The organism is Campylobacter novaezeelandiae, assembly GCF_018968685.1.
GTDB classification, from domain to species: domain Bacteria; phylum Campylobacterota; class Campylobacteria; order Campylobacterales; family Campylobacteraceae; genus Campylobacter_D; species Campylobacter_D novaezeelandiae.
Genome location: NZ_CP076657.1, coordinates 59,217 through 72,832 on the forward strand (window position 1 = coordinate 59,217; position 13,616 = coordinate 72,832).

General features: G+C 27.2%; 10 protein-coding genes, 4 tRNA genes and 1 pseudogene. 8 read left to right on the forward strand and 7 right to left on the reverse strand.

Annotated elements, in window-relative coordinates:
• Positions 1-46: 46 nt before the first annotated feature.
• Both CNZW441b_RS00365 and mutY read right to left on the reverse strand, forming a co-directional pair.
• Positions 47-892 carry a radical SAM/SPASM domain-containing protein gene (locus tag CNZW441b_RS00365; protein WP_131163998.1) on the reverse strand — a complete coding sequence of 282 codons (846 nt, stop codon included), beginning with the start codon at positions 890-892 and terminating at the stop codon, positions 47-49.
• Between the two features lie 44 nt (positions 893-936).
• Positions 937-1,983, reverse strand: coding sequence for an A/G-specific adenine glycosylase (gene mutY / locus CNZW441b_RS00370; RefSeq protein WP_131163999.1), 1,047 nt, complete (start codon positions 1,981-1,983; stop codon positions 937-939).
• A gap of 241 nt (positions 1,984-2,224) precedes the next feature.
• Here mutY and CNZW441b_RS00375 point away from each other — a divergent pair, with 241 nt between their 5' ends.
• From CNZW441b_RS00375 to CNZW441b_RS00410, 8 genes are all read left to right on the forward strand, one after another.
• Positions 2,225-2,845, forward strand: coding sequence for a bacteriohemerythrin (locus CNZW441b_RS00375; RefSeq protein ID WP_216681592.1), 621 nt, complete (start codon positions 2,225-2,227; stop codon positions 2,843-2,845).
• A 3-nt stretch (positions 2,846-2,848) separates the two neighbouring features.
• A complete protein-coding gene (locus CNZW441b_RS00380) occupies positions 2,849-3,445 on the forward strand; it encodes a bacteriohemerythrin (RefSeq protein ID WP_131164001.1) in 597 nt (198 codons plus the stop codon).
• 63 nt (positions 3,446-3,508) lie between these two features.
• Entirely contained in the window at positions 3,509-4,294 is a 786-nt protein-coding gene (locus CNZW441b_RS00385; RefSeq protein ID WP_216681407.1) for a hypothetical protein, read from the forward strand.
• Positions 4,295-4,378: 84 nt separating this feature from the next.
• Positions 4,379-4,453 (forward strand) — tRNA-Gly (locus CNZW441b_RS00390).
• Positions 4,454-4,462: 9 nt separating this feature from the next.
• Positions 4,463-4,551, forward strand: a tRNA-Leu gene (locus CNZW441b_RS00395).
• 7 nt (positions 4,552-4,558) lie between these two features.
• Positions 4,559-4,632, forward strand: a tRNA-Cys gene (locus CNZW441b_RS00400).
• Between the two features lie 25 nt (positions 4,633-4,657).
• Positions 4,658-4,745, forward strand: a tRNA-Ser gene (locus CNZW441b_RS00405).
• A gap of 207 nt (positions 4,746-4,952) precedes the next feature.
• Positions 4,953-5,654, forward strand: a complete 702-nt coding sequence (locus tag CNZW441b_RS00410; protein WP_131164003.1) for an SIMPL domain-containing protein — start codon at positions 4,953-4,955, stop codon at positions 5,652-5,654.
• A 28-nt stretch (positions 5,655-5,682) separates the two neighbouring features.
• On the opposite strand, the gene CNZW441b_RS00415 is transcribed toward CNZW441b_RS00410, so the two are convergent.
• From CNZW441b_RS00415 to CNZW441b_RS00435, 5 genes and pseudogenes are all read right to left on the reverse strand, one after another.
• On the reverse strand, positions 5,683-7,908 hold the full coding sequence (locus CNZW441b_RS00415; RefSeq protein ID WP_131164004.1) for a pentapeptide repeat-containing protein: 2,226 nt from the start codon (positions 7,906-7,908) through the stop codon (positions 5,683-5,685).
• A pseudogene (locus CNZW441b_RS00420) lies at positions 7,908-11,669 on the reverse strand (class I SAM-dependent DNA methyltransferase). The gene CNZW441b_RS00415 and the pseudogene CNZW441b_RS00420 overlap by 1 nt, the downstream one beginning before the upstream one ends.
• Positions 11,670-11,692: 23 nt before the next feature.
• Complete coding sequence (locus tag CNZW441b_RS00425) at positions 11,693-12,469, reverse strand: UDP-N-acetylmuramate dehydrogenase (protein ID WP_131164005.1); 777 nt, start codon at positions 12,467-12,469, stop codon at positions 11,693-11,695.
• Entirely contained in the window at positions 12,466-12,735 is a 270-nt protein-coding gene (gene fliQ, locus CNZW441b_RS00430) for a flagellar biosynthesis protein FliQ (RefSeq protein WP_131164006.1), read from the reverse strand. Before fliQ ends, CNZW441b_RS00425 begins: the two co-directional genes overlap by 4 nt.
• A 9-nt stretch (positions 12,736-12,744) precedes the next feature.
• A complete protein-coding gene (locus tag CNZW441b_RS00435) occupies positions 12,745-13,608 on the reverse strand; it encodes a menaquinone biosynthesis family protein (protein ID WP_131164007.1) in 864 nt (287 codons plus the stop codon).
• Positions 13,609-13,616: the final 8 nt, after the last annotated feature.

Genomic DNA, 13,616 nt, shown 5'->3' on the forward strand with positions numbered 1-13,616 from the left:
GCCTTTTATAAAATAAAATGTTTAATTTAGCTAAAAAAAATTAAATTTAACTTACATTAAAAGCACATCTTTGACATAAAGCTTCTAAATATTTTCCTTCTTTAAAGCCTTGTATAATTTTTTTTGATTTTTGAGAGTTAATAATGCTTGTAAAAGGTTTTTCAAAGATATTTCCAAGGTTAATGCAAGCTTTAGCATCTAAACAGCAAGGCACAACTGTGCCATTGCTTAAGATTCCAATTTGCTTAATAAGCCCATAACAAGTTCCTTTGGTATTTATGATTTTATTCTCTAAACTAGGCCAGTTAAATGATTTTTTTTGATGAAGTATTATATGTCTTGCAAGACGATTTTTAGATTGCTTAGGATCAATTTTTACATTAAAATATGAGTTTAAAAATTCATAAAATTCTAAATTTTCTTTAGGAAAATTAAATTTTTCATCTAAATTCCAAAGCCTAAGATTGATAAAACTTTTAATATCTTGTTCAAGATGTTTTTGACAAAAAGTTAAAATAGGTGCAAAATAATCTTTTAAATTTAATTTATTTTGACTTAAAAAAGCCGTGATTGAAATATTAATTTGATAAATATTAGAGTATTTTAAAAGTAAATTTTGATTTTTTTCATTAAAGTAAAAGCCACTTGTTGTAAGTTCTAATTTCATATCTTTTTCATAGGCTATTTGAATGTATTCTTCAAGATTTGGCAAAAGTAAAGGATCTCCTAGTAGGTGAAAGGTAAAAAGTTCTGCTTTATTTGAAATTTCTTCTACCAAAGCTTTAAAATTTGATAATTTCATAACACCTCTTGTATTTTTCACCCAAGGGCAAAAATCGCATTTTAAACCACAAATATCGCTAAGTTCTATATAAATTTTTTTAAATTTCATTATTGTCCAATTCAATTTCAAAATAATTTTATAATTATAATAAATCAAACCTCGCTATCAAATTTTATAATGGATTGTTTAAGTATTTTTAAAGCTTTTAAAGAAAGAATTGAAAGGGGCATATTGTCTAATTCTTCAAGACTTTTAAAATTGTGACTTTTATCTTTCTTGTCTAAAATTTGATGATAAACTCTAACATTGATTTTAAATCTAGTATAGCTATGCTTAAACTCTGTTATTAATTTCATATTTTTATTAAATTTAAATTCATTGTCCTCAAAAAAAGGGAAATTATACATACCTTTATAAAGTTTTTTAGAACTTTTTTGAATGCTAAATTTCTTTTGAAACTCTAAAAGAACAAGATTTAAATTTAAATTTTCATATGATATTTTTTTAACTCTTGGATAAAGTTCTGTATTAAATTTCCCTATACAAAATTCATAAAGTGGACAAATTCCACATTTTGGATTTTTAGGCAAACAAACTAAAGCTCCTATATCAAGTAAAGCCTGATTGTGATCAAAGGCATTGTTTAAATTTAAGAGTTTTTCAGCTTTGAGTTCTAGTTCCTTTGTACTAGGGTTTTGCAAGGCAAACAATCTGCATAAAATGCGTTTTATATTTCCATCAACAAAACTTACTTTTTCATCGTATCCAAAACAAGCAATAGCCCCAGCTGTATAAGCTCCTATACCATTTAAACTTTTTAAATCCTTGATATTTTTTGGCAAAGACCCATTAAATTTTTGTATGCAAATAATGGCTGCTTTTCTTAAATTTCTGGCTCTAGAATAATACCCAAGTCCTTGCCACGCTTTTAAAAGTTTTTCTTCGTCTGCATTTGCAAGGCTAGCTAAATTTGGGAATTTTTCTAAAAAAGGAAAGTAAAATTTTTCTAAAACTGATTTTACTTGAGTTTGTTGAAGCATAATTTCACTGATATAAACCCCATAAGAGCGTTCAATATGGTAAAGTCTTTTATCACATAAAGAGTTTTGTAAATTTCTCCAAGGTAACTCTTTTCTACCATTTTTTTTATACCAAATAAGAATATTATTTTGTAATTTAGCTAGGATTTGTTTTTGCATAAAAGGAGTATAGCAAAAAAATAAAATTTATAGCAATTGTAAGTATTTAAGAATAGCAATGAAATTTTGAACTATCTTAAATAAAATTTAATAAAAATATAATAAAAAGTATATTTATACATTTAAATATATTATTAAAAAAATATATAAAAATAAATTTTTATGATATAATATTTAAATAATATTTATAGAATATTGATAAAATGTTTTGTAAATGGACTGGGGGGGGGGCTTTGGAAAAATGGAAGATCATAGGCTGATTCCAGCTTGGGATGAATGCTATAACATTAATAATAAAAAAATCGATGCTCAACATAAAAAATTATTCGAACTTGCCGCAAAAGTTGAAAATGCAGTTTATAGATTTGTTAAACGAGATGAATTAAAAGAAATTTTAACAGAACTCTTTAATTATATGAAAGAACACTTTCATGATGAAGAAAAATTTATGGAAGAAATTCAATATCCCTATCTTCATGAACATAGACAAATGCATAAAAATATCATATATGAAATGTCTAGGTTGATTCAAAATATAAAAACTACAAATGATCTTAAAGAAAGATTGTATTACATGATGTCAAATTGGCTTTATAAGCATATTTTAAAATATGATCTTAAAATAGCAATTTGGGCTAATGAAAATAAAACAAAAGCTTTAAATAATGAAAAATCAACACAAAAGCAACCCATAATGCAAGAAAATTTAGAATTTATTTATTCTTGTCCTTGCAAAATAGAACATAGATTAAATTTTGAAGATCATATGAGCATGATAAATGAAAATACAATCATCAAATGTAAAAAATGCCAACAGCTTTTGGTTTTTTTAAAGAGCAAAGAAAAAACTTATAAAGGATAAAAATTGTTACCAAAATGGGATAAGAGTTATAGCGTTCATAATAACAAAATAGATCAACAACATAAAAAATTATTTGAACTTGCTGCAAAAGTTGAATATATACTTGATAAGCCTGTATATAAAGATAAAATTAAAATTTTACTGACAGAATTTTTTAATTATATGAGATATCATTTTAATGATGAAGAAAAATATATGCTAACTATCAAATACCCTTATTTTGAAGAGCATTGTAAGATCCATAAAGAAATTACTCAATCTATGATAGAACTTATTCAAAATATAAAAACTACAAATGATTTAAAAGAGAAACTCTATCTTATGGTAAAAAAATGGCTTTTAGAGCATATACTTTATGAGGATATGAAAGTAGAAAAATGGAGAATAGGAGCTTTGAGTTCTGAGGATGGAACTGATATAAGTTTTGAAGAAGTTAAAGAAGAAGAAAATGACGAGTTGGCAATTTATTTTTATACTTGTCAATGTCTAGGAAAAATTCACGATGTGCCTTTTGGAATTCATAAAAAAATTCAAGATAGTAATGCTAAATTTAGATGCAAAAAATGCAATTGCATTATAGGATTTTTAAAACAAGGATAAAGAGATATTGATTTTTATATTTCTTTGCTAAAATTAGCTTAAATTTTTAATAAAGGAAATAAGATGTTAACTTTTTTTAAAGGTTTAGGTGTAGGTTTTTTATGCTTGTTGCTTTTTGTTTTAGGGGTTATTTTTAACGTTGAGTTTTTAAATAAGAAAAAAGATACAAATAGCAGTTTAAACTCAAATAGGTATTTAAGTTTTTCAAGAAACATTGAAGAAAGTTCAAAAATAAAACCTGATGTATTTAGTGCACATATCAATTTTTGGGCAAATGAGCTTTTAAGCACAAAAATTTCTTTAACCCAAGAAGAAAAAAGTCAAATTTCTAATACTTTTAATCAAATTTTACAAAGAGCTAAACAAGATAAATTTTGCACAGGCGGTTCGTATAGTTTAGAGCCAAATTTTTCTTATAAAGATGGGGTTCAAATTCCAAAAGGACAAAGGCTAAATGCTTATTTAAATTGCAATATAAAACCAGAAGAATTAAATGCATTTAATGCTTTTATTAATGATTTAAACGCCATTGTTGCAAAAAGTGAGTTTATAAGTGTTTCAATACCTTCTTTAGAGGCTAGATTTTCTGATGAGCTTTTAAAAGAAAGTAAAGAAAAGCTTTATGATAAACTTTTAACAAAATCATTAGAATATGAAAAAAAATATTCTAGCGATTTAAATAGAACCTGTACTTTAAGATCTTTAAATATCACTCAAAGACAATATGGTGCAACAATGCCAAGGGTTTTAAATTCAAATGCTAAAATGGACGGAGTAGAACTTTCTTTACCTCTTGTAACAGAAGGGGATCAAAAATTAGAGGCTATCGTAAGTTACATTTGCAAATAAATAAAAATAAATCTTAACAATATTTTAAGTTTAATTTGTTAAGATTTCATCTTTACTTACTTGTTGTTTATAAAAGTTTTCTTTGCGGGAATAGCTCAGGGGTAGAGCACAACCTTGCCAAGGTTGGTGTCGCGAGTTCGATTCTCGTTTCCCGCTCCATTATCACCCGCCCGGGTGGTGGAATTGGTAGACACAAGGGACTTAAAATCCCTCGGAATTTTTCTTCCGTGCCGGTTCAAGTCCGGCCTCGGGCACCATATTCAAGGCGACATAGCCAAGCGGTAAGGCATGGGCCTGCAAAGCCTTGATCTCCGGTTCGAATCCGGATGTCGCCTCCAGCGATAGTTTTCTTTACATTTTTTTCGGGAGATGGCTGAGTGGTCGAAAGCGGCGGTCTTGAAAACCGTTGAGGGTCACACCTCCAGGGGTTCGAATCCCTTTCTCCCGGCCACGTTTTGTTTTCTAGTTTCTAAATTTTGTTTTAAGAATTGAATTTTTATCTTTAGCTATTTTTTAAAAATTTAAAATCTTTGGAATTTTAAATTTTTAAAAATATTTTAACTTCCAAATACTCTATAATTTTTAAGCGAAATAAAAGTTTTAAAATATATATTTATAGATTTTATAATTATTGCAAATACAGACTTAAAGGATAAAAATGAAATTAAATACTTTTTTTATATCTTTGGCCATAGTTTTGGCAAGTTTGATTTTGGCCTTTGGTTTTAATAAGGCTTTAAATGACTTTAAAACGCTTGAAAGAAGTGTAAGCGTAAAGGGTCTAAGTCAAAAAGATGTAGAAGCGGATACACTTATCTTTCCTATAAAATTTACAAGATCAAATAATAATCTTACAAATTTATACGAAGATTTGGAAAAAGATAAGCAAAATATACTTAGATTTTTGCAAGCTCAAGGTGTAAGGGCTGATGAGATAAGCTATAATGCCCCAAATATCATAGATAAATTAAGCGATCCTTATAGAAATGATAATATAGTAAGCTTTAGGTATGTGGGCACGGGAAATTTACTCATCTATACTAAAAATGTTAAACTTGGAAAAAGCATACTAGAAAAAATTTCAACGCTTGGCAAAGAAGGTATAGTGATAAAAATAGAAAATTATGAAATAGAATATCTTTATACAAAATTAAATGAGATAAAACCACAAATGATAGAAGAAGCAACGCTCAATGCCAGAAATGCAGCGATAAAATTCGCACAAGACTCAAATAGCCATCTTGGTAAGATAAAAAAGGCTTCTCAAGGGCAATTTAGTATCAGTAATAGAGACAAAAACACCCCTTATATCAAAACCATAAGAGTGGTTTCTACTATAGAATACTACTTAAAAGACTAATTATAAAGCTTAGCTAAGCCTTAAAAGCTTAGCTTGGCACTATAGAATTTTTTCGTGCGGTTTTTTGGAGTGAAAATATACAAAGCAAAAGAATAATGCTATATAAAATACTAGTGGATTTTATAACACCTTGCATATTTTCATCTTGTTTTATAATTTTTAAAATTTCTTCAAAGCTTACTTTGAAATTTAAAAGAGATAAAATATTTTTTAATTTATCTTGACTGTCTTTTTGATCAAAAAGAGCCATTTGCTCAGGTGATAGTTTTTCAGATATAGAAAAATTTCTTTTTATTCCATGTAAAAAATCTACTTCTTGAGTAAAATTTAATTTTAAAAATTGGTTAAGTTGAGCAGATACAACGCTATTGTTATTTTTATTGTCTATTTTTTCTATGATATTTTTTACATTTGATGTGTTATTTTCTAGTTCATTTAAGACCTTTTTATAACCACTTTCATATTTATCATCATACACTTTAGATAAAATTTCTTTTAATTTTTCTTTATTTGCTACTATCAAAGCCTTAGCTGAATTTAATTCTGTAAAAGAAATATTTATATATTCTTTAGTGAAATTAAAATCTTTTTGAGATAGTTTTGCAAGGTTTATAATAGCACTTGTATTTAAGTCATTTAACCTTTTTTCAAATTTACTTTCATAAAGTTTATCTGATGAAAAAATTCCCACAAAAGGATTGATAAGTTGAGGTTTTACAACAATAGCTATAATTAAAAGTAAATAAACAATATAATTTAAAGAATAAAATATTAAAGGTTTTGTATTTATATAAGAATAAAAATAAAATGAGATAATTATAAATATACAATATAAAAATAATGCAAAGATAACATTATTAAATGGCATTAATAAGGTTGCGGATTCTATTAAAATCATAGTTATTAAAAATAATAAAAAAGTAAATGAGATTAATCTTATATTTTTTATCTTTTGTTTTTTAAATACTGTTAGATGTACAATTACCCAAACCGAAATAGAAAGAAACGCCACTCCAAAAAACCAAAAATTGCTTTGTTTATCAATGAGATAACTTAAGTAAGTAATCAAGTAAATCAAACCTCCAAACACAACAATATTTAAACTAGTAAAATTAATAATTCTAGGCAAATTTGTGTGATGAAGACTTGTAACCCTGTAAATCCATAATAACAATACATTAAAAGTAAGATTAATAGAATTTTTATCTTCTGATTTAGCAGCAATAAACGGTTTCTTCTTCTCCTTATAACAACTTTCTACCTCAAGTTCTAACTCTTTCTCTTTTGCGTAAAGCTCTAGCTTGTGCCATTCCTGAGCTTCTAAAATACTATTTTGTGTTATCAAAATATCTTTTATAGTTCTAAAAGAATCTTTTAAATTTTTGGCATATCTTAATTGATGTTTATTGTCAATTTTATCTTTTTTTAGACTGCTTATGTTTTTAATTTCGTTTTTGTAACTTTCATCTTGATAATTATCTTTTATATATTGCTCCACTGATTTAAAATCAAGTTTATCTATATCAATATTGATTAAATTTATGGCTTTTGGTTCTTTAAAATAACAAGCACTAAAATTTGGAGTTTTTTCAAACGTTGCCCCGTAAAAACAAGCAATTTTTTCAAATTTGCACTCGTGAAAATCGGTGTAATCTTTAAAGTGAGAATTATTAAAATAAATATTATCTTGAAAAATACAACTATTAAAAATAGATTTATTTATAAAAATAGAATTTGAAAATTTCATATTTCCTTTTATAATAACTTTGTTGAAATTTAAAGCACAAATATTACAATTTAAAAAATGTATATTTTCACAACAAAAATCATCAATAACATTAATATTTATTTTACAATTTATAAAATACAAACTTTTGAAATTTATATTTTCAGCATATATTGAAGACCCTTTTGAAATAACAAGGTTTATATCGCAACTATAAAAATCTATTTCATACTCATTTAAAGAATAAAAATCAAAATACCCTATTGCTTTATGATGAATTTCAAATTTATTTCTATTTCCTGATATAAATTTTTCAGACTTATCATAAATAACATCATCTACTTTTATTTTTAAAGCATTAGCTATTATTTCTTGTTTCTCTTTTATTGTTTTGTAATGTTTTTTCATATATAAATCTGCTAACTCTTCATCATCTTTTTCTAAAATATCTTCTATTTCTTTACGGCGCTTTTCATCTTTTTCTATACGCAATCTTATTTTTAATAATTCAATATTGACTTTTTCCATTACTTGCCTTCTATGATTTTTATCTCATCATCGGTGAGATTGTAGAGTTTATAGACTAAAAAATCAATTTTATTTTCTAGTTCTTGAGTGTTTGCGTTTTTGTCTTGTTCTTTGGCTTTTAAAATTTCATCTACTAAATTTACAAGCTCATCAGCTAATTTTTCATTTTTGGAATTTATTTTTGGTATAGGTAATTTTTCTAGAGCGTGTTTGTTATATTGATAACCTTTTGTCCCTAATTTACAACCTTGAGAAAAATTCTTATAATAATATGTAATTAAATTTGATGATAATAATCCTAGTAAATATTTTAAATTTTCACAGACTATAAAAAAAGCTGTTTTTTCTAAAAAAATTCCTTTATTATCATAGACAAAATATGCTCCTTGAGTTGTTTCAGGATATACTATCTTTTCTTTTTCAAATTGTAATAAATAATCTTTGTTTGGATTATTATCTAGCTCAAGCCAATGATGTTGCCCCAAATACGGCTTTTCTCTGTCACAGGTTTATTGGTGCATTGTCCTCTAGCTTGAAGTTTTTTCTTGTATTGTTTTAAATGATTATATATGGCTGGATAATCTTTTTCTAAAATTTTATAACTTCCAAATTCAAAGACTATTATCCAAAGCCCAGCCCATTCATAGCTATATCTTTTTATATCGCGTCCGCGTAGCATTTTGCGTATGAGTTTAGCGGTGCGTTCTTTTTCAGCTTCATCTTTACAATTTGCTAAAATTTCGTTTCTTTTTTCAGTGGTGATGATAAAGGCTTCATTTAAGCCCGTTTTTATCCCATAGTTTATATTAAGTCCATACCAGTCTTTAAGCGGGGTTCCTATATGTTCTATTTTAGTTTTTAAAGCATTTGCGTTCTCATCATTAAAAGTAAAGCTTTCTTTACTTAAAGAATTTTGCGAAAGCTCTTTAAAGTCCTTGTATAAACCAATGTCATAAGCACAAGCTTTTAAAATTTCATTGTTTAAAGAAAGGTATTTGAATTTATTATCTTTGCTTTTTGATTTTTCAAAACAAAGTATAGAAGTATCCACGGTAGCACTATCAAAAACTTTTACACCATTTAGATCGGTATATTCTAAAATCTTTACATTTTTAAGCAAAAATTCACGCAAAGCTTCCCCATATCCTGCACGCGTGTATTTGTTAGAGGTTATGAAATTCAATACCCCCGCCCCCGTTTATCAAAGCGTTAAATCCTAATTCATAAAAATAAGTATAAATATCACTCGTGCCTTTATAAACTTTATAGTTTTTAGCTAGATGAGGTTTTAGGTCTTTAAGCTCTTCTTGTCTTATATAAGGCGGATTGCCAATGATTAGATTAAAGCCTTTGAAATTTCCATCATCGTCTAAAATTTCAGGGAATTCAAAACGCCATTCAAAAGGATGTGATTTTTCTAGTTCGAAAATACGCTCATAAAGCTCTAAAAGCTTTTTAAATTCTTTTCTTGCTACTTTTTCATCAAAACTGAATTCAAACATATTTTTAGAAAAAAAGCTTTTAAATTTTTCATCGTGATGTTCATCGGCCAAAAAATCGCCGTATTTTTTAGAATACTCGTTTGCCCCATTTGTGAGCTGTTTGATCTCTTTGTTAAATTTATCTTTCAAGCAAAAATTTTTAAAGCTTTCTTGGAGATTTTTTATTTCTTTGGCAATGAGATTTTTATCCGTGTAAAATCCCTCTTTATAGTCTTTTACTATGCGTTTGTATTTACTCATACGTTCTTTGATGTTTGGATAATGACTTAGGCTTTTATCAATTTCAAAGTAAGATACCAAAGAATTCCCGCATTTTATGTTTATATCGATATTTGGTAGGGTTTTAAGATCGTGATAAGTTTCATCATCAAAGTTTTGGTAAAAGCTGTGTTTTAAAAGCTCTATCCAAAGCCTTAGCTTCGTGATCTCGCAAGAGTTTGGGTTGATATCAACCCCAAAAAGATTATTTTCTATGATGTCTTTTTTAGTATGAAAAAGTTCTTGTTGGATAAGATGGACTTTATCTTTAGGTGTGCTTGGACGTTTATACTCTATAAACTCGCCTTTTCTATCTGTGATGAGAATTTCATCGTTTTGCACTTCTAGGTAAAATTCTTCATCAAAAAGATTTAACTCATCATAAATGCTAAGCAAACAATTTAAAGCAGAAACTAGAAAATGCCCACTTCCTACGGCAGGATCGCAAATTTTTATGGAGTTTAAAAGCTCTTTTTGTATCTTTTTATCTTCTTTTTTTAAAGACTTTTTTAGTTCGCTTATATCCTTAGCATCAAGATCAAATTTAGCATTAAATTTATCAAGCACGATTTTTGTGATACTTTCTTTGCACATATAAGAAGTGATAAAGCTTGGCGTATAAAAACTTCCTTCTTTATAGCCGTTTAGTTTTTCAAAAACATTTCCTAAAACACTTGAGCTTATGAGTTCTTTTTGCCTTAGAATTTCGCTTTGTTCATCATCGCTACCAAAATCAAAGCTATCTAAAAATTCAAACAAATATTCTAAAAGCCCCACTTGTCCTTTTTTAGCCTTGCATTTGTCATCTTTTAATATAGTGTTTTTATAGTAATAAAGTTTTAAATCATTGCTTAGGCTTGAAATTTCAAGCGTATTTTCTATGCTTTGTTTTTCAAATAAAGAAGAATTTAGATAAGGCAGATAAGCAAATACACTTTTCTTTCTTTTGCTTTTTTCTTTAGCCAAAATCTCAAAGAAAAGTTCGCTAAGTTTGTCAAAATCAGGGATTTTTTTAAAATTTAAAAATTTCAAATTTTTATCATCATTAAAACGCACCAAATTTGACTCTATAAGTTTTAAAAATAAAATGCGATTTAGCCATAAGATTAAAAGTTTTAAAATGGTTTCAAAATCTTCTTTTTCAAGCTTAGAATTTATAGCAGTATAAAAAGTGCCTTGCTCTTCTTTGCTCTCTTGGCTTTTTGTGATGATGAGTTTTGAGTTTTGTTTGCTCTCATAAAGCCCTAAGATGTATAAAAGCTCTTTGTAAAAGGCGTTATTTAAGGAATTTGCATCGTTGGGATTAAATTCATTGTGTAAAAAATCTTTATTAAAAATTTTAAAAATAGTTTTTAAATTTTTAAAATTTTGCTTTTCTTTGTCATTAAAGATCTTTAAATCTATAAAAAAGCCTTCTAAATTTTGCTTTTTATTTTCTATAAGCTTAGAGCATTCTTTGTAAAATTTTTCTGTGTTGTTGATAAGAGAGTTGTTATCATTAAAAGCATTAAGAAGTTTTTTGAAATTTGTATCATTGAAAAATAATTCTTCAAAAACTCTTGCCTTAAAAATATAAAATTCATAAAAATTAGTGATGATGATAAATTTTAGATTAAAATTATGTTCTCTTTCTCTAAGATAGTAAAGTATGCTTTCGCAAAGTGCCTTTGAATTTAAAGAATTTGGCGTGATAAATTCTTTAGAGCCTTGTTTTTTAGCTTCTATAATAACTTCTAGCTCTTCTTTATTGATAAGACTTAGATCAATCTCACTTTTTCCTTTTTGTTTATGTTTTATAGCGGTATTAAAATTTAAAGCTTTTAAAAAAGGTGCAAGAGCATTAGCCACTAGATAATCTTCATTTTGGTTTTTAGAATTTTCAAGATCAGCTAAGTAGATATTTAAAAACTTTTTAAAATTATCAAATTCATTTTGTGTGATTTGTTTTTTAAAATAATAAGGATTAAAAAAATCTTTTTGATTTAAATTGATAAATTTCATAAAAATCCTTTAAAATAAGCAAATTAAAGTATAATGACTTCTTCTTCTAATAAAATTCCAAATTTTTCAAAAACTCTTTTCTTAGCAAGTTCTATAAGAAAAAATGCATCATCAAAGCTGGCGTTTTTTTTATTGATTAAAAAATTGGCGTGTTTATCACTTAACATAGCATCATTTTTGCTAAAACCTTTAAGTCCTACAGCTTCGATTAAGGCTCCTGCGAAATTATCTTTTGGATTTTTAAAGATAGATCCAAAGCTTGCACCGCTTGGTTGGTTGTTTCTGGCATTTTTTAAAAACTCGTCTTTTGTTTTATCAAAGCCAAAGAAAAGTTTAAATTCAGCCCAAAAAAAAGGCGTTTGCAAAGGACAAAAGCGGTAAGCAAAATTTATATTTTCACGCATAATTTCGCCTTTGGCAGTGGCGATTTTGATCAAATTTTGACTGATGCATTCTTCTTTAAGCCCTGCATTCATTTTTAAAAGTCCCCCAAGTGTGCCTGGGATTTTTTGTAAAAACTCAAAGCCTAAAAGATTATTTTCTTTAGCAAAGCGATAAATTTTACTCGCTTTTGTTTTGCAACCTATGCGTAAGATGAGAAAGTCTTTATTTTTATCAAGTATTTCTATAAAATCAAAAACATCTCCTAAAATCCCCATTTTTTTAGGTTTTGGGCTAATTAGTAAATTATTTGCTCCACCTATTAAAAAGCCATCAAATTCTTCTATTTTATTTAAAACTTGAACTTCAAATTTATCACCTATACGCACAGAAGAATATTTTTTAAAATCTATGATCATTTAATAAAAGTTGGAATTTGATTTAAAATATTTTCGGTAAATTCTATCATTGTTGTTGTCATCCAAGGCATCAAAAAGATGATTACAATTACAACTAAAATAATTTTTGGAACAAAAGAAAGTGTCATTTCATTTATCTGTGTTGTAGCTTGAAAAATACTTATAATAAGTCCTGCTATAAGTCCTGCAAGAAGCATAGGTAAAGAGATTAACAGTGTAACTTTAAAAGTAGCAACCCCAAGGGCTACAAGAGTGCTTTCATCCATAATTTTCCTTTAAGAATATCTAGCATTTTCATATTCGCTAGGAATAAGATAATCATTTGTGTGGATTATTTTATCATAAAACTTATGTTCATATCCTAGTTTAAAAAGTGTATCAAGGGCTTTGGTTTGAATTTCGTTTAAATAAATAGAATTTTGATTAGCATATAAAGATAAATAAGTTTTAAGTTTTAATTCATCTACACGTATAAATTTTCTTTCCATTAGCATAGGGATTAAAATTTTAGAATTTAGATGAGCTATTTTAACAGCATTTATGAGATCTTTTTCTATTTTGATTGCGTCTGTGATAGGCAAAGAGCGACGTAAGGCCATTCCGCCTAAAGGTAAGGGCAGATTTTCTTTTGCGAATTCTAGCCAAATATCCCAAAGTTCTACTTCTACACAAAGTTTTGTATCAAATTCTAAAATGCTTTCATGGATTAAAACTCCAGCATCGACCTCACCTTCTAATACTGCTTTTTCAATTTCTAAGAAATTTTTATAAATAATTCTAGCTTCTGGATATTTTATGCGAAAAATTAAAGCATTTGTAGTATTTGCTCCACTTAGTGCTACTTTAAAATTTCTTTTTAGTTTCGTTTCTTTTTTCTTAATGAGTTTTGGTCCATAACCCTCGCCAAAGCTCATAGCCGTGCGTAAAAGTGCGTATTCTTTAGCGATTAAGGGATAAAGAGCAAAAGAAATAGCACTAACATCATAGTAGTTTTGAAGAGCAAATTCGTTTAGACTTTGTATATCTAAAGCTTTATTTTTATAATCAAATTCATTGCCAATCCAGCCAAATTTAATCGCCATATACATAAAAATATCATCAGCATCAGGAGAATGAGCTATTGTGATTGTTTTTTTCATTGGTGAGT

Excerpts from the sequence above, each read along its gene's own strand:
- CNZW441b_RS00365 (WP_131163998.1), bottom strand. The coding sequence starts at position 892 with ATGAAATTTAAAAAAATTTATATAGAACTTAGCGATATTTGTGGTTTA.
- mutY (WP_131163999.1), bottom strand. The coding sequence starts at position 1,983 with ATGCAAAAACAAATCCTAGCTAAATTACAAAATAATATTCTTATTTGG.
- CNZW441b_RS00375 (WP_216681592.1), top strand. The coding sequence starts at position 2,225 with ATGGAAGATCATAGGCTGATTCCAGCTTGGGATGAATGCTATAACATT.
- CNZW441b_RS00385 (WP_216681407.1), top strand. The coding sequence starts at position 3,509 with ATGTTAACTTTTTTTAAAGGTTTAGGTGTAGGTTTTTTATGCTTGTTG.
- CNZW441b_RS00410 (WP_131164003.1), top strand. The coding sequence starts at position 4,953 with ATGAAATTAAATACTTTTTTTATATCTTTGGCCATAGTTTTGGCAAGT.
- CNZW441b_RS00415 (WP_131164004.1), bottom strand. The coding sequence starts at position 7,908 with ATGGAAAAAGTCAATATTGAATTATTAAAAATAAGATTGCGTATAGAA.
- CNZW441b_RS00425 (WP_131164005.1), bottom strand. The coding sequence starts at position 12,469 with ATGATCATAGATTTTAAAAAATATTCTTCTGTGCGTATAGGTGATAAA.
- fliQ (WP_131164006.1), bottom strand. The coding sequence starts at position 12,735 with ATGGATGAAAGCACTCTTGTAGCCCTTGGGGTTGCTACTTTTAAAGTT.
- CNZW441b_RS00435 (WP_131164007.1), bottom strand. The coding sequence starts at position 13,608 with ATGAAAAAAACAATCACAATAGCTCATTCTCCTGATGCTGATGATATT.